Below are 18,134 nucleotides of genomic sequence, written 5' to 3' on the forward strand. Positions count from 1 at the left end.
CGCGCCGCGCTCGAACGCGGCCACCGCGACCGGCTCGCCCTTCGCGGCGCCGGCGGCGAGGGTCCGCGCGTCGGCGGGCTCGCCCTCGGGCGCCTTCCAGCCGTTGGCCAGCGCCCAGCGGGCCAGGTTGGGGCCGCTGGCGTAGCGCTCGACGCAGCCACGCCCACCGCATTCGCACAGCTCGCCGTACGGGTCGATCGTCATGTGACCGACGTGCCCGGCGTTGCCGGTCGGGCCGAGCAGCGGCGCACCGCCGATCACCAGCCCGCCGCCGATGCCGGTGGACACCACGATGCCCAGCAACGCCGAGCTGCCGCGCCCGGAGCCGAGCCAATACTCGCCCAGGGCGAAGCACTGGGCGTCTCCCGCGAGCACCGCCGGCGCCCCGGTCAGTTCACGCACCTCGTCGCGCAGCGGGAACCCGCGCCAGCTCGGCATGTTCACCGGGCTGACCGTGCCGTCGGCCAGGTTGATCGGGCCGGCGCAGCCGATGCCGACCGCGAGCGGCGCCGGGCCGTCGCCGACGACCTCGCCGACCAGGCCGGCCAGGGCGGCCATGACCTCCGTACGCGGCGTCGGCCGGGTCGCGGAACGGGCGGCGGCGCCGTCGGCGTCCACCAGCGCGGCGGCCAGCTTGGTGCCGCCTATGTCGATCGCGAGGACGCGGCCCATCAGTGCTCGCGGTGGTGGTCGGGCCGGCGGGGGTCGCCTGGGGGTACAAGTCCGGGCACGAGTCGGATCCTTTCGACGCGCTGCTGGTCGAGCCACCGGGTGGACGCGCGGCGGCGGCCGGCCCCGCTGTGGCTGGCGAGCGTCACACTATGCCGTCCGTGCCCCGATGACAACGATGTCAATCGGGGCCCCGGCTTGCCGGAGTCCCGCCCCGACATGGAAGGATGGGGTGACATGAGCGCAGTGAAACTCGACGGCAAGGCCACCGCCGCCCGCATCAAGGCAGACCTCACCAAGCGGGTGACCGCGCTCAAGGAGCGAGGTGTCACGCCCGGCCTCGGCACCGTCCTCGTCGGCGACGACCCCGGCAGCCAGATCTACGTCGCGGGCAAGCACCGCGACTGCGCCGAGGTCGGCATCGCCTCCATCCGCGTCGACCTGCCCGAGACCGCCACACAGGCCGACGTCGAGGCCGCCATCGACGAGCTCAACGCCTCGCCCGCCTGCACCGGCTACATCGTCCAGCTCCCGCTGCCCAAGCACCTCGACACGATGGCCCTGCTGGAGCGCATGGACCCGGCCAAGGACGCCGACGGCCTGCACCCGGTCAACCTCGGCCGGCTCGTCCACATGGTCGACGCCCCGCTGCCCTGCACGCCCCACGGCATCGTGCTGCTCCTGCAGGAGTACGGCGTGCCCATCAAGGGCGCCGAGGTGGCCGTCGTGGGGCGCGGCATCACGGTGGGCCGCTCGCTCGGCCTGCTGCTCACCCGCCGCAGCGAGAACGCCACCGTGACCCTCTGCCACACCGGCACCCAGGACCTCGCGGGGCACGTCCGCCGGGCCGACATCGTCGTCGCCGCGGCCGGCGTCCCCGACCTCATCACCCGCGACATGGTCAAGCCGGGCGCGGCCGTCCTCGACGTGGGCGTCTCGCGCGTCAACGGCAAGATCGCCGGCGACGTGGCGGCGGACGTGGAGGACGTGGCGGGCTTCCTCACCCCGAACCCGGGGGGAGTGGGGCCGATGACGCGCGCGCTGCTGCTGTCCAACGTGGTGGAGGCCGCCGAGAAGGCCCTCGCGTAGGGCTCTCGCGACTGCAAGGCCCTCGTCGAAGGGGCGCTTCGCGCAGGGGGGCTCGGACAGCGCTCCCCAGGGGCTCCGCCCCCTTCGACCCCCACAGGCATGGCCCTCGCTCCGCTCGGACGCTCCGAGCGGGGCTCCGCCCCGCACCCCAGAGATGTGCCACCTTCACCGAGTGGGGGCCGACCCTGATGGTGATGTCCAGCTGCCCGCCTGGCGCCGCAGCGTAGGCGCGGAGGACCTCCAGCTCCATGGCCTCGATGTTGCCGTTCCACTGAGAGATCCGGGACTGGGATACACCCAGGATCTGGGTGATCTCGGCTTGGGTCTTCCCCATGGACTTGCGGAGCTCCCTGAGGTGGTGGGCGTCGAGTTCGGTGCGGGCGTCGGCCTGACGTTCAGGGTCTGCCAACTCGGGATGACGGCGGTGTGCCTCGGCTTTGACGTTGGGTGGCGGGGTGATCTACGGGCCGTTCGGCATCTGAAGTGGGAGACGCGCGCGACTACTCCGAGGCCTCGTGGAGCCGCCGCTCAACAAGGCGAACAGACGTCAAACCGTCGCTGCTGTCCTCACGTGCCCACAGACGATCATCCTTGATCTGCTTCCTCCGTCCGGGCACGGCTCAGCTGTGCTCTGGCTTCTGCGAGTGTTTCTACCTGCCGAGTCCAGTCCCCGCCGTCAAGGCTGAGTCCAACCATGTCGGCTCCGGCCTCCGAGTAGGCGTGGAGGCGTTCCGCCACCTGCTCCGGGCCGCCAGTGACCGGGACAGCCTCTGCTTCCTCCGGCGCCATTCGATGCACGTCCACCAGCACGCGGATGAAGGACTCGATGGCAGTCGGGTTGTCGACGAGGATCGCATGACCTCCCACGGAGATCGACGGGACCGGGCGTCCGAGCTCATGGGCGACCTCACGTAGCCGTACCACCTTCTTGGCCAGAGCCGCAGGACTGATCAAGGAGGGTACCCAACCGTCACCATGAAGGACGGCACGGCGCATCGCCGCCTCGGAGTTCCCCCCGATGAGGATGGGCGGGACCGGAGCGGCGGGGCCGAGGGTGACCTCACTCTCGCCCAGCTTGGTCGCCTCACCACGGATAAGGCCCGGCAACGCTTGCAACGCTTCGTCGGTCCAGCGCCCGCGACCCTGAAGTGGCGCCCCAACCGCACGCCAGAACGGCGAGCCCGGGAAGCCTCCGATCCCGACGCCAAGGACAACTCGGTTGCCTGACAGGTGCTGAAGGGTCTGCATCTGCGTAGCGACCCAAGCGGTGGGGCGCACCGGGAGGCTGAGCACGCCGAACTCCAGTCCGATCCTTTCGGTCACGGTTGCGGCGGCCGCCAGAACAAGCGTGGCGTCAAAGCCCGGCGTCCCATCTCCGACGATGAAATCGGCCATGCTGACCGCGTCATAGCCAAGGGCTTCAAGGTGACGCGCCATCGCGATGTCAGGCACGCCGGCCTGTGTCATGGGCAGGGTGGTGCTGATCCGCATCATGATCCTCCTAAGCGTTCGGATCGGAATTGCAGACCACGCTAGGAGTTCAAGCAGAGTTGAGGTCAACTGCGCCGGTTGTCGCACTCACGACCAGGCTCAGCGGCGGACGCGCTGAAAGACGCCCAGAATCCTCGACTTGACCTCAACTCTGCTTGAACTTCTACGGTCTTCAGCAGCAAGTACTTCTCGAAAGGATCACTGTGATGACATCGGTTCCCGAGCGCTATCGATACGCCGCTGTTCCGCACCTCATGGTGGACGGCGCCGCAAAGGCCATCCAGTTCTACGCTGAGGCCTTCGGCGGCGAGGAGTTGTTCCGCATTGCCGACCCGGAAGGCCGGATTGCGCATGCCGAGATCAGCATCAAGGGCTCGGTCCTCATGGTCGGGGACGCGGATGGCCCCTTCAAAGCTCCTGGTGCCGCGGGTGGCTCGACAGTGGGTCTCCATATCTATGTCGATGACGTGGACACGCTCAGCGCCCAGGCCGTCCGCGCCGGCGCCGAGTTGCTCCAGCCTCCGACCGACATGTTCTACGGAGCCCGGTCGGCCATGCTGAGAGACCCATTCGGGCACCTGTGGGTCCTTCTGACCCACACCGAAGACCTCTCGTCAGAGGAGATCGCTCGCCGTGGGACCGAGCTGCTCAAGGGCGGCAGCCTGCTTCCCGGCTGAACCGGTTGAACTTCGGACTGGCAGGGAGGGTCATCTCCTCCCTGCCCTCCACGATGCCGACCCGCGCACAGGACGATCTACACCGTCGTGCTGTGCCTGCATCGGGCCACGCTGGAAGAACTCGCGGAAGCGACGGATCGCTGCGCGGCACGCCACCGCCCTCCCTGCTGTCTCCCGCAACGAAGAAGCTGCCTGCTCATGCGCGGCGTGCCGGTTCGGCCGCGGAACCGATCACCCGACCCGGCAGCCCCGCTACGGCAAGCGGGCCGGGAGGCTGGTCGTTCACGTAACAGAGGCGGCTGCGCAGACGGCGGGGGAGTACTTCCGGTGTCGTAGCCGCACGGAAACGTACGACGGCGGGCGTAAGGCGTACCGTCTTCGGCCGTATGACGACGGCGACAAGCGTGGACGGCGAGGATCGAGACCCATCTGATCTACAGATGATCGCAGGGTCCCTCTCACTCCAAGGAAGCTTCATGGGCATCGGCTCCGAGCGCGACCTCGCTGACTTTCTGACCACCTACACCCGGGACATGGCTGTCTCCGACGAAGAGCCGTACGCGATCCTCGATCGCTACTTCGTTCCGGACTTCGAGTACTGCAACGACGGGCTCGTGATCGACCGGCAGCGCATGATCGATCATGTCCGCCCTGTCCGTAAGAATGTCGACAAAGAGGCGATGACCGCTGACAACTGGTCTGGTGTCGAGATCCACGAGGCGTTGGTCTCGGGTGATCGGATCGCGGCCAGGTGGACCTTGCGCACCAGGTTGCGCAAGGGCAGAACGTTCGCGGCGGAGATCTACATGTTCGGCCATCTGGCGGCAGACGGTCGGATCCGTCGGATCGATCAGATCAGCAAGCAGTTGGAAGAAGCGCAGTGATCACGTGAGTTGCCCGGGGCGGCGAGCCTGGTGGGTGGGCCTGGTGCCGACGATCGGCAGCACCAGGATGGCCAGCGCGGCCCCGATCCACAGCACGTTCACCGTGGAGGTGGCGTCGACCGCCAGGCCGCCGACGAGGGCGCCGAAGGCGATGGACAGGTTGAACATCGACACGTACAGGGAGGACGCGGCCTCGGTGGCGGCCGGTGCGGCGTTGAGGATCCAGGTCTGGAAGGTGACCGGGACGGCGCCGTAGCCGAGACCCCAGACGATGAGGATCACGGCCGCCGACACGGTGTTGTGCTCGATGCTCGCGAGGGCGGCCATGGCGGCGGACAGGAGCACGCTGATGCCGCACACGCTCCGCCGCAGGCGCGTGGTGATCAGGGCGCCGGCGATGAAGTTGCCGCAGATGCCGGCGATGCCGAAGACCAGCAGCAGCACGCTGATCATGCCGTCGGCGACGCCGTCGTCCTGGAGGATGGGCCGGACGAACGTGTAGGCGGTGAAGTGTCCGGTGATGGCCAGGAACGTCATGGCGATGCCGACGCGTACCGCGGTGTGCGCGCGGAAGACCCGCGGCAGGTCGCCGAACGTCATCGTGCGCTGTGGTGGCACTTTGGGCATCACGGCGACCATGCAGGTCAGCGAGACGAGGCCGAGCACGCCCACGGCCGCGAACGCGGTGCGCCAGCCGCTGAGGTCGCCGGCCAGGGTGCCGGCGGGCACGCCGAGCACGGAGGCGGTCTCGACGCCGCCGAAGACGACGGCGGTGGCGCGGGCGACATGGCGCTCGGGAACCAGGCGGAGCGCGATGCCGCCGGCCAGGGACCAGAAGCCGCCGACACTGATACCGATCAGGAAGCGGGCGAGCAGCACGACGGCGAAGCCGGTGGCGAAGGCGGAGGCGAGGTTGGCCGCGCCCACCATCCCGATCAGCAGGGCCAGCACGAGCCGGCGGTCGATCCTGGCGGTGGCCACGGTGACCAGCGGCGCCGCGACGGCGGCGACCAGTCCAGGCACGGTGACCATGAGCGCGGTGGTGCCATCGGAGACGTCCAGCTCGGCGCCGATCGGGGTGAGCAGCCCGACGGGGAGCAGTTCGGAGGTCATCAGGGCGAAGATTCCGAGCGTCACGGCGAGGATGGCGAGCCAGCCCCGGACCGGTGAAGGGCTGGTGTCCCGGGCCACGTCCGATGGCGGGTTGTCGATGGATGTCACGGGTGCGGGCCTTTCCGAGGCGGTCGCGCCACGGGCGGTGGCCGCGAGCGAGGCGGCCACCGCCCGTGAGCGGGAGGAGGCTGGGACGTGGTTACTCGGTGCCTGGGGTCTTACGCGTGGTCACGTTCATCCGGTTCCAGGCGTTGACCGTGAAGATCAGGGCGATGAGCTGGGCGAGCTCCTTGTCGTCGAAATGCCGCGCGGCCTCGTCGTACACCTCGTCCTCGACGCCATGCGGCAGGAGGGTCACCGCCTCGGTCAGCGCCAGGGCGGCGCGCTCCTCGGCGGTGTAGAGGCTGGATTCCTGCCAGGCGCTCAGCTGGTAGATGCGCGCCTCCCGCTCGCCGGCCCGCCGGGCGTCGCCGGTGTGGTAGTCGATGCAGTATGCGCACCGGTTGATCTGGCTGGCGCGGATCTGCACCAGCTCGACCAGGACGGGGTCCAAGCCTTCGCGGGCCACGGTGTCCAGGGCCAGCACGGCCTTGAAGACCTTGGGGGCGACAACTGAAAGGTTCATGCGTGCGGGAATGGCGACGTTCGTCATGGTTCCGACCCTAGGAGCGGGATCGGCCCAAGATATGGTGCATTCTCGTGGATATTTCGTGGGTCAATTTCCGATGCCGGACGTGATGGTGAGCGACCTCGGCCCAGACGGCGGCAGCGATCTGCACCTGGAGCTCACCGGTGGAGGCGGGGCGCGCGTGCGGCTGATGCGGGCCCTGCGCGAGGCGATCCACTCGGGACGGCTGGCGCCCGGTACCCGGCTGCCGCCCTACCGCGCCCTCGCCCTGGACCTGGGCATCGCCCGCAACACCGTCGCGGCCGCGTACGCCGAGCTCGTCGAGGAAGGCTGGCTCACCGCCCGGCAAGGCTCCGGTACGCACGTCGCGCACCGCGCCGCACCCCTCGAACCCGGCCACACGCGGTCCCCCCAGCGCCCGTCGCGCCTGCGTGTCATCCACGACCTGATGCCCAGCTCTCCCGACGCCGCAGCCTTCCCGCGATCGTCCTGGATCGCCTCGGCCCGACGCGCCCTGGCCGCCGCGCCCAGCGACGCGTTCGGCGTCGGCGATCCCCGAGGCCGGCCGGAGCTGCGTCAGGCGCTGGTGGAGTACCTGGCGCGGACCAGAGGCGTACGCACCAAGGCCGAGCACATCGTGATCTGCTCGGGTTACGCGCACGGGTTGCGGCTGGTGTCGCAGGTGCTGCGCGGTCCGGTAGCCGTCGAGGCGTACGGCCTCGGCTTCCACCGCTCCATCCTCGCCGAGGCGGGCCTGCCGACCGTGCCGTTGGCCGTGGACGCCGACGGCGCGCGTGTCGAGGACCTTGCGGCCACGGGCGCGCGAGCCGTCCTGCTCACACCCGCGCACCAGTACCCCACCGGAGGCGCCCTGCACCCCGAACGCCGGGCCGCGGTCATCGACTGGGCCCGCGCCACGGGCGGCCTGCTGCTTGAGGACGACTACGACGGCGAGTTCCGCTACGACCGCGAACCGGTCGGCGCCGTACAGGGCCTCGACCCCGACCGCGTCGTCTACTTCGGTTCGACCAGCAAGAGCCTGTCGCCCTCGCTGCGGCTCGGCTGGATGGCGCTGCCCAGCTCACTGGTGGACGACATCGCGGCCGCCAAAGGGCCGCGTGAACTCTGGTCCGGCGTGACCGATCAGCTCACCCTGGCCGACTTCATCGCCTGCGGCTCCTACGACCGCCACCTGCGCCGCATGCGCAGGATCTACCGGCATCGCCGTGACCTGCTCACCGCCACGCTCGCCGAACGCGCCCCGCACATCACCGTCAGCGGCATCGCCGCGGGCCTGCACGCCGTCGTCGACCTGCCTCCGGACAGCGAGCGAGCCGCGCTCCGCGCCGCCCGCCGCCTCGGCCTCGCCCTGGACGGCCTGGCCCCGTATCGGCACCCCGACAGCAGGATGCCACTCCGCGACGGCCTGGTCATCGGATACGGCACACCGCCGGAACACGCGTTCGCCGCCGCGCTGGAGGCCCTCTGCCTCGCCCTGCCAGACCTGCCGTAGGAAACGCCGCGCCTGGACACGATCTCCGCACGCCCCGGCGCAGCTGCCGGCCGGATCGCCCAGCCCGGGACGGCGGGGTGGCGTCACACGCGCCGGGCCGCACGATGGCTCACCCACTCAGGTCTCGGTGACCGTGGACTACGGTCCTACGCATGCATGATCACCGAGTCTCCCGTTCCCTCCGCGACCCGGAGGGGCATGCCGTTCACGCGCTCGCCCCGCTCGTCCTGGACGGTGTCCCGGCGTTGATCGGCGCGCACGGCGACGGTGCCCTGTGGACCTGCGATCTGACCACGGGTGAACGCGTTGCGCGCCCCATCGACCTCGACAGCGCCGCACCCGAGGGGCCGGTCCCCGACGCCGAGGGGATCATCTGGGACAGGGAGGACGAGGACGAGCTCGAGGGTCTCGAGGACGAGATGGGCGAGGCGGACGCGTTCGAGGTCGTCTCCCGGCTGACTGCGGTGACCGTCGACGGCCGCCCGGTGATCGTGACCGGCGGCGGCCGGTTCGACCTGACGTCTCTGCTCGGTGAGGACTACACGGGCGGCGCGGTCCGGTGCTGGGACGTGGCCACCGGTGGGAAGGTCGGCAGGACCATGACCGGGCACGGCCTCGGTGTCACTGCCCTGACCGTCCTCCCTTCCGAACGCGGGCCCCTGGTGCTCAGCAGCAGCGAGGAGGGTGTGCTGCTCGTCGCGGCGCTCGCGTCCGGTGAGCGCGCCGCGGAGATCCGGGGCAGCTACAACGGCGTGATGGCCGCCGCTGTGGTGGATGGCCGTCCGCTTGCCGTCACCGGCGGTCACGACCCCCACGTCGAGGTCTGGGACGCCCTCACGGGGGTGCCCGTAGGCGGTCCCAGGCGGACCGGCGACCACGTCTCCGCCATCGCGGTGACCGAGGTGGCCGACCGCCCGGTCATCCTCACCGCCGGTGACGACAACACGCTGCGGATCTGGGACCTGGCCGGCGGCCGGCCGGTCGGGGCGCCACTGTCCGGGCACGCCGGCGCCATCAAGGGGATCACCGTGGCCCGGCTCGGCGGGCGCCCGATCGCCGTCACCGAGGCCTTGGAGGAACCGCCCCGGATCTGGGACCTCGCCCGTGCCGAACAGCTCGGTGGCCCGCTGGCCGTCCCCGATGAGCAAGCTCCGACGGCCGTCATCACCACCGAGATCGACGGCGCGCCCGTCGTCGTGACCGGTCACCACGACGGCACCATCCGAGTCTGGAGCATCTCCGCCGGGTGAGCGGGACAAGGGCGTGCCCCGGCAAGCAGGCTCCGGCGGCGCTGAGGGCCGTCACTCCTTGGAGTCGATGCCCAGTGACCGGACGAGCTGGGTCAGTTCTTCCTGGAAGAGCTTGCCGGGGTTGATCGTCTGCGTGTGCAGGTGTCCGTAGATCTCCAGCGACACCAGACCGTGCAGGTGGCCCCAGATGCGCAGCGCCAGTGCCACGCCGGCCGGCGGCAGGTCGGGAAACGCGGGGCGGACCTTGTCGAGGAGCCCGGCGTCGAAGTCGGACCACTGGAAGTCGCCGTGCGCGTACAGATGTCGGGCGTGCGGCCAGGCGGCGTCCGCGAGGGCGGCGATGCCCGTGCAGACCCGGTGCGCGGCGTCCGGGGCGGCGCCGCCCTCGGGTGCTTGGTAACCGGGCACCGGGTCGCCGTAGATGAGGCGGAATCCCTCGGGATTGGCCAGAGCCCAGTCCCGGAAGGCCCGCGCCCACGTCTGGATCCGGCCGGCCGCGTGCCCGGCGGGGGCTTCGGCCCATGCGGCGTCCACGGCGTCGGCCAGCGCGGTGTACACCTCGTTGATCAGCATGGTGACCAGATCGTCGCGGGTGGCGAAGTAGCCGTAGATCGCGTTGGCGGTCATGCCCATCTCGCGGGCGATGGCCCGCAGCGTGATCGCGTCAGGTCCGCCCGTGGCCATCAGCTTGAGCGCGACCTGCTTGATCTCCGCTGTCGTCTCGGCTCGCAGCCGTTCGCGACGTCCTCCTGTGCTTCCCACAGCAGTCACTCTACAGCGTCACTGGACTGAGTGGCGTACAGCAAACTTCACGCCGTATAGTCTCCTCACGCCACGCAGCGAACGCCGCGCAGCGAACAGGGAGAGTCATGCACATCGGAATCATCGGAGCCACGGGCGGCATCGGAAGCCGTGTCGTCACCGAAGCCCTCCACCGAGGGCATCACGTCACGGCGTTCACCCGCGACGCCACCCGGATCGACGAAGAGCGAGAGAACATCGTCTGGAAGACCGTCGACGTCCTCGACGCCGGAAGCATCGCCCGGGTCCTGCCCGGGCTGGACGTCCTGATCAGCGGATACCAGCCCGGCAACGCCGCCGCTGACTTCGACGACACCGTGTCGCGCTCGATTGCTGATCCCACGGTCTACGCCACCGCCGCCAGGGCGCTGCTCAAGGCGCTGGAGAGCCATCCCCGGACGCGGCTGATCGTGATCGGCGGAGCCGGCAGCCTGGAGATCGAGCCTGGCCTCGTACGAGCAGACTCCGACGAGCTCCTGCACAAGAGCCTCGACGAGCTGGGATTGCCGAGAGAGTACGCCGCCGCCGTGCGCGGACATCGGGATGCCTTGAACGTCCTGCGCACGTCCAACCGGCTCTGGACCTACTTCAGCCCCGCCGAGGAGATCGCCCCCGGCCGGCGCACCGGCCGGTTCCGGATCGGTGGTGACCAGCCGGTCCTCGACGCCGACGGACGCAGCCGCATCTCCTCCGAGGACGCCGCCATCGCCCTCGTCGACGAGGCGGAACTCCCTCGCTTCGTCCAGCGACGCTTCACCATCGGCTACTGAACCGGCCGGGCACCCGCCCCGCCTCGGCAGACACCTAGGAGATCACGTCATGAGCGACACCATCGACGACATCGTCCACACCTATTTCGCGTTGTGGAACGACCAGGATCGCGGCCACCGCAACGCCACCATCGAGGCGATCTTCACAGAGAACGCCACAGTCATCGACCCGGACTGGACGGCCGAAGGTCGCGACGACATCGCGGCCGCCATAGGCCATGCGCGTGAGGAGAAACTCGGCAACCTGACGCTCGCGGTGACCAAGGTGATCAGTACCCACCATGACCTGGCCCTGTTCTCCTGGCACCTCGTCCAGCCCGGTGCCTCCACCACGGCTCCTCTGGCCACCGGTTACGGCGTCCTGAGCATGGAGGAAGGACGGATCAACCGTGCCTGCAACTTCTTCGGCTGAGTGCGGAGACGTGTCGCCCAAGGCCGCGTCAGCGCTGCCGGGTGCGGAGGTGGATGCGTTCGCCCTGCTTGCCGAAGAGGCTGAGCACTTCGACGTTGCCGCGGCCGGCGGCGCCGAACCAGTGCGGGATCCGGCAGTCGAACTCGGCCGCCTCGCCGGCTCCCATGACGAAGTCGTGGTCGCCCAGCTTGACGCGGAGCCGTCCGCGGAGCACGTAGAGCCATTCGTGGCCCGCGTGGGTCCGCAGGTGGGGCTCTTCGTCGTGCGCCGGAATGATCATCTTGTACGCGCGTGGCTCGCCCTGCTGCCGCGACAGCGGGATCAGCACCCGGCCGTCCTTGCTGGTGGGCTCCTGCGGCACGCGCGGGTCGACGATCCGGGGCGCTGCGACGATCTCGTCGAGGGGGATGCCCAGCGCCGCGGTGATCGGCAGGAGCAGTTCGAGGCTCGGCTTGCGCTGAGCTGATTCCAGCCGGGACAGCGTGCTGGTCGAGATGCCGGTGGCTCGCGCGAGGTCGGCCAGGCTGACGCCCTTCTTCTCGCGGGCGCGTCGCAGCCGGGGAGCGATCTGCTCGATCACGGCGCCGACGCTCGGTTGTGCGTCCATGGGGCGCAGTCAACCCGATGTGTCCCGGAATCAGCAACGGCCTTTGTCGATTCCGGCCGAGCTTCGCGATCCTCCCGGTGGAGGTGATCCGAATGGACACGACAACGGATCCGACGTGGGACACGATCATCGTCGGTGGTGGGGCGGCCGGTCTGTCGGCGGGGGTCGTTCTCGCGAGGGCGCGGTTCGCGACTCTCGTCGTCGACGGCGGCGAGCCCCGGAACGGGCCCGCCGACCACATGCACGGATACCTGACCCGGGACGGCATGGCGCCGAAGGAGTTCGTCGCGACCGGGCAGGACGAGCTCACCCGTTACGGCGGGACACTGGTGCGGGCATCGGTGACCGGCGCGCGGCGCGCCCCGGACGGCACGTTCGAGCTGCGGCTCGGCGACGACCGCGTCCTGCGCGCCCGGTCGGTGCTGGTCGCGACCGGGGTGAGGGACGAACTGCCCGACATCCCGGGACTGGCCGAGCGGTGGGCGTCCGAGGTGCACCACTGTCCCCACTGCCATGGCTACGAGGTGCGTGGACGCGCCATCGCGGTGATCGGCGGGGCGATGGCGGCGGTGTCGGCGCATCATGCCGCGCTGATGCGCCGCTACAGCTCCTCAGTGACGTTCTGCGTCAACGGCGCCGAGGTCGGCGCCGCCGAGCGGGGACGGCTCACGGCGTACGGGGTGCGTCTGATCGACGCGCGCGTCACCCGGGTCACCACGAGCGCCGGTACAGGGGAGGACGACCCGGTCGTGACGCGTGCCGGCACGGCGGACGGTGACTCGGTCGCGGTCGAGCTCGACAACGGCGAGACGGTCGCGTGCGGGGCCGTCTTCGTGGCGCCTCGCCCCGTGCCCCGCGACGCGATCCTGACCGCGCTCGGCGCGGGCAAGGACCCGGTGAGCGGACTCGTCGCCGTCGATTCCCACGGTGCCACAAACGTGCCCGGGCTCTGGGCGGCCGGGAACGTGGTCAACCCTCGCGCCCAGGTCGTCGGCGCCGCGGGCGCGGGCTCCGCCGCCGCCGTCACCATGGCCGCCTGGCTGCTCGAACGGGAACTGTCGGCCGCTGAGGGTGCGGTCTGATGGCCGGGACGACCACGGAGACGGCCAGGAACACCGGCTCCGGCAGGTTGCCCGCCGGCGTGTACCTGCTCGGGTTCAGCCTGTTCGCGATGGGAACCGCGGAGTTCCTGCTGGCCGGCGTGCTGCCGGCGGTGGCCGCCGATCTGGACGTCACGCTCTCCTCGGCCGGCTTCCTGATCACCGCGTTCGCGCTGGGCGTCGTGATCGGCGGCCCGCCGTTCGCCGTGCTCAGCCTGCGCTGGCCTCGCCGCACCGCGCTGGTGGCGACCCAGGTCCTCTTCGCGGCCGGCGTCGTCGCCGGACTGCTCGGCGACTACCAGGTCCTGCTGGTGACGAGGGTGGTGTCGGGTGTCGCCTACGCGGGCTTCTTCGCTGTCGCGTCGGTGACCGCGATCAGCCTGGTGACGCCGGACCGGAACGCCCGCGCCTCCGGAGTCGTGGTCAGCGGGCTCAGCGTGGCCATGGTCGCCGGCGGTCCCGCGGGCACGCTGCTCAGCCACTTCACCCAGTGGCGCGGCGGCTTCTGGGCGGTCGTGGCGCTGACGGCCGCCGGGATCGCCGGCTGCCTCCTCGGGCTCCCCGCCGCCGACACTGACGTCGACCGGCCCGCCGGTCCGGACCTCGACCGCCCCACCGGCCCGGACGTCGACCGGCTCGCCGAGCCGGGTGTCTCGCGGGAGCCCGTCAGGATGCCGAGTGTCGCGCGGGAGCTCGCCACGATGCGGAGACCGATGCTCTGGGTCATCTACGCGGTCACGATCCTGACCACCGCGGCGTACATGATCTCGTTCAACTACCTGGCGGCCATGCTCGCCGACGTCACCGCGATCCCCGAGGTCTGGATCCCGGCGATCCTCGCGCTCTTCGGGATCGGCGCCTTCGCCGGCCTGTCCGTCGGCGGCCGCGTCTCCGACCGGCGCCCTCATCTCGCGCTCCTCGCCGGCGCGTCGGCGATCGTGATCCTGTCGGTCGTGCTGGCCGTCGGGATCCGCCAGGTCTGGGTGGTGGTGCCCACCGTCTTCCTGATCGGCGTCGCCGCGTTCGTGCTGAACCCCGCCCTCTACGGACGCGTCTTCGCCATCGCGGCCGACGCGCCGACCCTCGCCGGGGCCACCACCGTGTCGGCCTTCCAGCTGGGCATCAGCATCACCCCCGTCGTGGCGGCCGCCTCGCTCACGCAGGGGGCCTCCCTCACCTCGGTCTGCCTGATCGGGGCCGGCCTCGCCGCGGCCGCCGTGCCTTTCGTCCTCCTGGATCGGGCACGGCTCCGTCAGGGCAGGTGAGCCCCCGGGGTGTGGCCGAAGGCGCGGCGGAAGACGTCGATGAACGCGCTCGCCGACGACCAGCCGCACCGGTGCGCCACGGTCGTCACCGGGGTGTTCTCGGCCAGCAGGACCAGGGCGTGGTACAGGCGCAACTGGGTGCGCCACTGCTGGAACGTCATGCCGAGGTCGCTGCTGAAGAGCCGCGACAGGGTGCGGTCGCTCGCGCCCACCTGCTTGCCCAGGGCGGCGAGGGTGCGGTTGTCGGCCGGGGCGGCCCGCAGGATGTCGCACAGCGCCCGCAGCCGCGGGGCGGTCGGGGCGGGCAGGTGCACGGGCTGCTGGGGCGAGGCCCGCAACTGGTCGAGCAGGACCGCTCGCAGACGCCCGCGCTCGGGGCTGTCGTCGTCCGGGGCGCGGGTGTAGGCGAGGATCAGCTCGCGCAGCAGCGGGCCGACGGTCAGCACCGTCGGCGCGTCCAGGCCGAGCGGGTTGTCGCGCGCGGGCAGGCCGACGAAGTGGAGTTCGACCTCGCCGTGCGCCCGGTGGGCGTGCACCGTTCCGGCGGGCACCCAGATGGCGCGGGTCGCCGGGGCGATCCACGAGCCCGCGCCGGTCGTGATGGTCAGCACCCCGCGCGCGGCGTAGACGATCTGATGGTCGTCGTGGCGGTGCGCGTCGATGGCCGCCCCCGGCGCCAGCCACTGCGCGCGGGTGGGCGCGGTCGGCTCATGGCGGATGTTCGTCATCACTTGGCAGGTTATCGGAAGTACGACACGCAGCCTTCGGGCGAGCATGGCGGAGTGGGAGAGGATCGGGAGCTCGGGAGCGGTGGAGTGCGGACGGACGAAGGGCCGAGGAACAGGGCGATCGTGCTGCTCTCGGTCGGGCATGCCTGCGTGGACGTCTACCAGGGCGCCGTGGCGGCGCTCGTGCCGTTCTTCGTGGCCGAGCGCGCCTACACCTACGCCGTCGTCTCGGGCGTCGTGCTCGCCGCGTCGCTGCTGTCCTCGGTGGCGCAGCCGGTGTTCGGCCTGCTCACCGACCGGTGGGCGATGCCGTGGCTGCTGCCCGTGAGCACGCTGCTCGGCGGGCTGGGCGTCGCGTTGAGCGGGTTGAGCGGTTCGTACGCGCTGACGCTGGCGTTCGTGGCCGTGTCCGGGATCGGGGTCGCGGCGTACCATCCCGAGTCCGCCCGGGTCGCCCGGATCGCCAGCGGGGGCAGCCACAGCGCGATGGGCTGGTTCTCGCTCGGCGGCAACATCGGCTTCGCCTGCGCCCCGCTCATGGTCGCGGCCGTCGTCGGCGTCGGCGGGCTGCGACTCTCGCCGCTGCTCGTCGTGCCGGCTCTGGCGGGCGCCGTGCTGTGCCTGCCCGTCCTGCGCGCTCTCGGGAGGCCGGCGCGCGGCGGCTCCGGCGGCGGGTTCTCCGAGGGGGCCGGCGACAGGGGAGCGGACGACAGAAGGGCGTTCGCGCGGCTGTCGCTGGCCGTGGTCTGCCGGTCGATCGTGTTCGTCGGGCTGAGCGCGTTCATCTCCTCGTACGTGCCGGAGCGCGCGGGCGGGGGAACGGTGGCGGGCACGGCGGCGCTGTTCGTGCTGTACGCGGGTGGGGCGGTGGGCACCGTGCTGGGCGGCAGGCTCGCCGAGCGGTGGGACCGGGTCACCGTCGTGCGGTGGGCGTACCTGGTCACCGTCGCGGCGGTGGCGGGGACCGTGTTCGTCCCGGGGCCGGCGATCTACGTGTTCGTTGCGCTGACCTCCGCCGGCCTCTACGTCCCGTTCTCGCTCCAGGTGACCCTGGCCCAGGACTACCTGCCCACGCGCGTCGGAACGGCCAGCGGGATCACCCTCGGCCTGACGGTCAGCGTCGGTGGGCTCGCCAGCCCGGTCATCGGCGCGGTCGCCGACGCCACCTCGCTGCGCACGGCCCTGGCGCCGCTGGTCGTGCTGCCCTTCCTGGCCTGGCTGCTGTTCCGGACGCTTCCCGAGCCGGCCGTGCGAAAGCCCCTGGCCCGCAGGTGAAGGGCGTCAGCCGGGCACGCGGGCCACGTGGGGGCGGGCGGCGCGGACGCCCGTCACGGTCTGCGCCACGCAGGCCGCGAGGCCCGCGAGCAGCGGCACCGTCCAGCCGCCCGACTCCTGCCGCAGCAGGCCGATCAGCAGCGGCCCCAGCGCGGCCAGCACGTACCCGAACGACTGCGCGACCGCCGACAGCGCCGTCACCGACGCGGGGTCCGGGGCGCGCTGGGCGATGATGAGCAGCGCCAGCGCGAGCGACGCGCCCTGGCCGAGCCCCAGCACGATCATCCACAGCCACGGCACGGTGGTGGGAGCGGCCAGCACGGCCACGTACCCGATGATCGTGAGCACCGACGACGCCACCACGTGCGGCACCTGCGAGGCGCGCCGCCCCGCGTGGACGGGCACCGTGAACGTGGCCCCGACCTGGGCCAGGTTGGTGAGGCTCAGCAGGTATCCGGCCTGGTCGGCGGGCAGGCCGGCCTCCTGGAAGATCGTGGGCAGCCAGGCCAGCATGATGTAGAAGGTGAGTGACTGGAGCCCCATGAACGCCGTCACCCACCACGTCGTCCGGCTCCGCAGCAGCGACACGAACGGCCTGCTCCCCACGACGGTCGTCGGTCCCGCGTCCCCGGCCGCCGGGCGCTCACCCTGGGGCCGGGGCCGGTGGAACGCCTGGGGCAGCCAGAGCAGCGCGGCGGCCAGCGCGGGAACCGCCGCCAGCGCCGACACACCCCGCCAGCCGTACCCGGTGAGCCGTTCCAGCGGCACCATGAGCGCCGCCCCCGCCCCGGCGCCCACGACGAGGGCCGAGACGTAGACCGACGTCCAGGGGCCGACGCGGTCGGGGAAGTGCTGTTTGACCACGCCGGGCATGGCGACGTTCATGATGGCGATGGCGGTGCCGGCCAGGGCGGCGCCCAGGTAGAGGGCGGGCGCGCCGTCCGCCGCCCGGACGAGCACGCCGAAGGCCAGCAGCAGCAGGCCCGCGAGCAGTGTCCGGTCGAGTCCGGTGCGGCGGGCCAGGAACGGGGTCAGCCAGCCGAACAGCCCCAGGCACAGCACCATGACCGTGGTGATGGCCCCGCCCGCCGCGGGCGTGAGCCCGGCGTCCGTCATGATCTCGTCGAGGAGGGGGGAGAGGCCGGCGAGGGCCGGGCGGAGGTTGAGCGCGGCCAGCACGAAGCCGGCGTACAGCAGGACGGATCTCGCCGAGGACATCTGGCAAGGGTACGACCCGGTCAGGAGCCCGCCGCCGGAAGGGGTACGCCGCTACGTCGCCCTCCGCGTGGTCATGGCTGGAGGTCCGCGTCCACGGCCACGGTCACGTCGAGCAGCAGCGGCTCCTCGCGGACGGCCAGCGTGGGCACGACCTCGTCGAGGGCGGCGGTCAGCTCGGCGTAGGTCTCCACCCGGAGCGACGGGCAGCCCAGCGACCGGGCCAGGCCGCTCATGTCCACCTCGGAGAAGGCGGGCCACGGGGCCTTCGCCCCGTGGTGCTCCGCGAGCCGGTCCAGCACCGCGTACCGGCTGTTGGACAGCACCAGGAACAGCGCGCCGACCCGGTAGTGCGCGGCGCTCCACAGCGCGTGCAGGCCGTACAGGGCGGAGCCGTCGCCGGTCACGGCCACCACGGGCCGGGCGGGCAGGGCCATGCGCAGCCCCACGGCCGCCGGCAGCGCGAAGCCCAGGCCGCCCATCGCGGCCGACACGAACCCGAGGGGGTTGCGGGCGGGAACCAGCCGGTGCAGGTCGGGCCGGGCCGACGGGGCCTCCTCGAGGAGTACGGCGTCGGCGGGCAGGCGGCGGGGCCTTAGTCGGTGATCTGGGCTGTTTCCCTCTCGACTACGAAGCTTATCCCCCGC

Annotated in this window: 20 protein-coding genes; 10 read left to right on the plus strand and 10 right to left on the minus strand. The window is 71.3% G+C overall.

Annotated features, from left to right (window positions below; translation table 11 throughout):
* Positions 1–672, minus strand: a 672-nt coding sequence (locus tag AB0H81_RS36490; protein ID WP_358384288.1) for an ROK family protein, incomplete at its 3' end; no start/stop codon positions are given.
* 234 nt (positions 673–906) lie between these two features.
* Between AB0H81_RS36490 and AB0H81_RS36495 the strand changes: the two genes are divergently transcribed.
* Complete coding sequence (locus AB0H81_RS36495) at positions 907–1,758, plus strand: bifunctional methylenetetrahydrofolate dehydrogenase/methenyltetrahydrofolate cyclohydrolase (protein ID WP_358384291.1); 852 nt, start codon at positions 907–909, stop codon at positions 1,756–1,758.
* Here AB0H81_RS36495 and AB0H81_RS36500 read toward each other — a convergent pair.
* On the minus strand, positions 1,670–2,167 hold the full coding sequence (locus AB0H81_RS36500; RefSeq protein WP_358384293.1) for an XRE family transcriptional regulator: 498 nt from the start codon (positions 2,165–2,167) through the stop codon (positions 1,670–1,672). The two genes, AB0H81_RS36495 and AB0H81_RS36500, sit on opposite strands and share 89 nt — an antisense overlap.
* Before the next feature lie 176 nt (positions 2,168–2,343).
* Positions 2,344–3,252: an LLM class flavin-dependent oxidoreductase gene (locus tag AB0H81_RS36505; protein ID WP_358384296.1), complete on the minus strand. Its 909-nt coding sequence runs from the start codon at positions 3,250–3,252 to the stop codon at positions 2,344–2,346.
* A gap of 203 nt (positions 3,253–3,455) precedes the next feature.
* Between AB0H81_RS36505 and AB0H81_RS36510 the strand changes: the two genes are divergently transcribed.
* Positions 3,456–3,926 (plus strand): VOC family protein, encoded by a 471-nt coding sequence (locus AB0H81_RS36510; protein ID WP_358384298.1) that lies wholly within the window; start codon positions 3,456–3,458, stop codon positions 3,924–3,926.
* A 476-nt stretch (positions 3,927–4,402) separates the two neighbouring features.
* A complete protein-coding gene (locus AB0H81_RS36515; RefSeq protein WP_358384301.1) occupies positions 4,403–4,810 on the plus strand; it encodes a nuclear transport factor 2 family protein in 408 nt (135 codons plus the stop codon).
* On the opposite strand, the gene AB0H81_RS36520 is transcribed toward AB0H81_RS36515, so the two are convergent.
* Together AB0H81_RS36520 and AB0H81_RS36525 are read right to left on the minus strand one after the other, a co-directional pair.
* The gene (locus tag AB0H81_RS36520) at positions 4,811–6,031 is read right to left on the minus strand and encodes an MFS transporter (protein ID WP_358384303.1); all 1,221 of its coding nucleotides are present in this window, start codon (positions 6,029–6,031) and stop codon (positions 4,811–4,813) included.
* A 91-nt stretch (positions 6,032–6,122) separates the two neighbouring features.
* Positions 6,123–6,575, minus strand: coding sequence for a carboxymuconolactone decarboxylase family protein (locus AB0H81_RS36525; RefSeq protein ID WP_358384306.1), 453 nt, complete (start codon positions 6,573–6,575; stop codon positions 6,123–6,125).
* Positions 6,576–6,633: 58 nt separating this feature from the next.
* Here AB0H81_RS36525 and AB0H81_RS36530 point away from each other — a divergent pair, with 58 nt between their 5' ends.
* Both AB0H81_RS36530 and AB0H81_RS36535 read left to right on the plus strand, forming a co-directional pair.
* Entirely contained in the window at positions 6,634–8,064 is a 1,431-nt protein-coding gene (locus AB0H81_RS36530; RefSeq protein WP_358384309.1) for a PLP-dependent aminotransferase family protein, read from the plus strand.
* A 152-nt stretch (positions 8,065–8,216) separates the two neighbouring features.
* The gene (locus tag AB0H81_RS36535; protein ID WP_358384312.1) at positions 8,217–9,314 is read left to right on the plus strand and encodes a hypothetical protein; all 1,098 of its coding nucleotides are present in this window, start codon (positions 8,217–8,219) and stop codon (positions 9,312–9,314) included.
* Positions 9,315–9,365: 51 nt separating this feature from the next.
* On the opposite strand, the gene AB0H81_RS36540 is transcribed toward AB0H81_RS36535, so the two are convergent.
* Entirely contained in the window at positions 9,366–10,076 is a 711-nt protein-coding gene (locus tag AB0H81_RS36540) for a TetR/AcrR family transcriptional regulator (RefSeq protein ID WP_358384314.1), read from the minus strand.
* A 107-nt stretch (positions 10,077–10,183) separates the two neighbouring features.
* On the opposite strand from AB0H81_RS36540, the gene AB0H81_RS36545 reads away from it, so the two are divergent.
* Together AB0H81_RS36545 and AB0H81_RS36550 are read left to right on the plus strand one after the other, a co-directional pair.
* Entirely contained in the window at positions 10,184–10,885 is a 702-nt protein-coding gene (locus AB0H81_RS36545; protein WP_358384317.1) for an NAD(P)H-binding protein, read from the plus strand.
* 49 nt (positions 10,886–10,934) lie between these two features.
* Positions 10,935–11,297: a nuclear transport factor 2 family protein gene (locus AB0H81_RS36550; protein WP_358384319.1), complete on the plus strand. Its 363-nt coding sequence runs from the start codon at positions 10,935–10,937 to the stop codon at positions 11,295–11,297.
* Between the two features lie 28 nt (positions 11,298–11,325).
* Here the strand turns inward: AB0H81_RS36550 and AB0H81_RS36555 are convergent, their stop codons facing one another.
* On the minus strand, positions 11,326–11,904 hold the full coding sequence (locus tag AB0H81_RS36555; RefSeq protein WP_358384322.1) for an XRE family transcriptional regulator: 579 nt from the start codon (positions 11,902–11,904) through the stop codon (positions 11,326–11,328).
* A 92-nt stretch (positions 11,905–11,996) separates the two neighbouring features.
* On the opposite strand from AB0H81_RS36555, the gene AB0H81_RS36560 reads away from it, so the two are divergent.
* Positions 11,997–12,986: an NAD(P)/FAD-dependent oxidoreductase gene (locus AB0H81_RS36560; protein WP_358384324.1), complete on the plus strand. Its 990-nt coding sequence runs from the start codon at positions 11,997–11,999 to the stop codon at positions 12,984–12,986.
* Positions 12,986–14,269 carry an MFS transporter gene (locus AB0H81_RS36565; RefSeq protein WP_358384326.1) on the plus strand — a complete coding sequence of 428 codons (1,284 nt, stop codon included), beginning with the start codon at positions 12,986–12,988 and terminating at the stop codon, positions 14,267–14,269. The genes AB0H81_RS36560 and AB0H81_RS36565 overlap by 1 nt, the downstream gene beginning before the upstream one ends.
* Here AB0H81_RS36565 and AB0H81_RS36570 read toward each other — a convergent pair.
* Positions 14,257–14,997, minus strand: coding sequence for a helix-turn-helix transcriptional regulator (locus AB0H81_RS36570; RefSeq protein ID WP_358384328.1), 741 nt, complete (start codon positions 14,995–14,997; stop codon positions 14,257–14,259). The genes AB0H81_RS36565 and AB0H81_RS36570 overlap by 13 nt on opposite strands.
* A gap of 87 nt (positions 14,998–15,084) precedes the next feature.
* On the opposite strand from AB0H81_RS36570, the gene AB0H81_RS36575 reads away from it, so the two are divergent.
* On the plus strand, positions 15,085–16,272 hold the full coding sequence (locus AB0H81_RS36575; RefSeq protein ID WP_358384330.1) for an MFS transporter: 1,188 nt from the start codon (positions 15,085–15,087) through the stop codon (positions 16,270–16,272).
* A 6-nt stretch (positions 16,273–16,278) separates the two neighbouring features.
* On the opposite strand, the gene AB0H81_RS36580 is transcribed toward AB0H81_RS36575, so the two are convergent.
* Together AB0H81_RS36580 and AB0H81_RS36585 are read right to left on the minus strand one after the other, a co-directional pair.
* Complete coding sequence (locus AB0H81_RS36580) at positions 16,279–17,490, minus strand: MFS transporter (protein WP_358384332.1); 1,212 nt, start codon at positions 17,488–17,490, stop codon at positions 16,279–16,281.
* 71 nt (positions 17,491–17,561) lie between these two features.
* Positions 17,562–18,071, minus strand: a complete 510-nt coding sequence (locus tag AB0H81_RS36585; RefSeq protein WP_358384334.1) for a thiamine pyrophosphate-dependent enzyme — start codon at positions 18,069–18,071, stop codon at positions 17,562–17,564.
* Positions 18,072–18,134 lie beyond the last annotated feature (63 nt).

The organism is Nonomuraea sp. NPDC050691 (assembly GCF_040654455.1).
In the GTDB taxonomy this organism is placed as follows: Bacteria; Actinomycetota; Actinomycetes; order Streptosporangiales; family Streptosporangiaceae; genus Nonomuraea.

Coding starts and splice junctions, on each gene's coding strand:
- AB0H81_RS36495 (WP_358384291.1), top strand. CDS start 907: ATGAGCGCAGTGAAACTCGACGGCAAGGCCACCGCCGCCCGCATCAAG.
- AB0H81_RS36505 (WP_358384296.1), bottom strand. CDS start 3,252: ATGATGCGGATCAGCACCACCCTGCCCATGACACAGGCCGGCGTGCCT.
- AB0H81_RS36510 (WP_358384298.1), top strand. CDS start 3,456: ATGACATCGGTTCCCGAGCGCTATCGATACGCCGCTGTTCCGCACCTC.
- AB0H81_RS36515 (WP_358384301.1), top strand. CDS start 4,403: ATGGGCATCGGCTCCGAGCGCGACCTCGCTGACTTTCTGACCACCTAC.
- AB0H81_RS36525 (WP_358384306.1), bottom strand. CDS start 6,575: ATGACGAACGTCGCCATTCCCGCACGCATGAACCTTTCAGTTGTCGCC.
- AB0H81_RS36535 (WP_358384312.1), top strand. CDS start 8,217: ATGCATGATCACCGAGTCTCCCGTTCCCTCCGCGACCCGGAGGGGCAT.
- AB0H81_RS36545 (WP_358384317.1), top strand. CDS start 10,184: ATGCACATCGGAATCATCGGAGCCACGGGCGGCATCGGAAGCCGTGTC.
- AB0H81_RS36550 (WP_358384319.1), top strand. CDS start 10,935: ATGAGCGACACCATCGACGACATCGTCCACACCTATTTCGCGTTGTGG.
- AB0H81_RS36555 (WP_358384322.1), bottom strand. CDS start 11,904: ATGGACGCACAACCGAGCGTCGGCGCCGTGATCGAGCAGATCGCTCCC.
- AB0H81_RS36560 (WP_358384324.1), top strand. CDS start 11,997: ATGGACACGACAACGGATCCGACGTGGGACACGATCATCGTCGGTGGT.
- AB0H81_RS36565 (WP_358384326.1), top strand. CDS start 12,986: ATGGCCGGGACGACCACGGAGACGGCCAGGAACACCGGCTCCGGCAGG.
- AB0H81_RS36570 (WP_358384328.1), bottom strand. CDS start 14,997: ATGACGAACATCCGCCATGAGCCGACCGCGCCCACCCGCGCGCAGTGG.
- AB0H81_RS36580 (WP_358384332.1), bottom strand. CDS start 17,490: ATGTCCTCGGCGAGATCCGTCCTGCTGTACGCCGGCTTCGTGCTGGCC.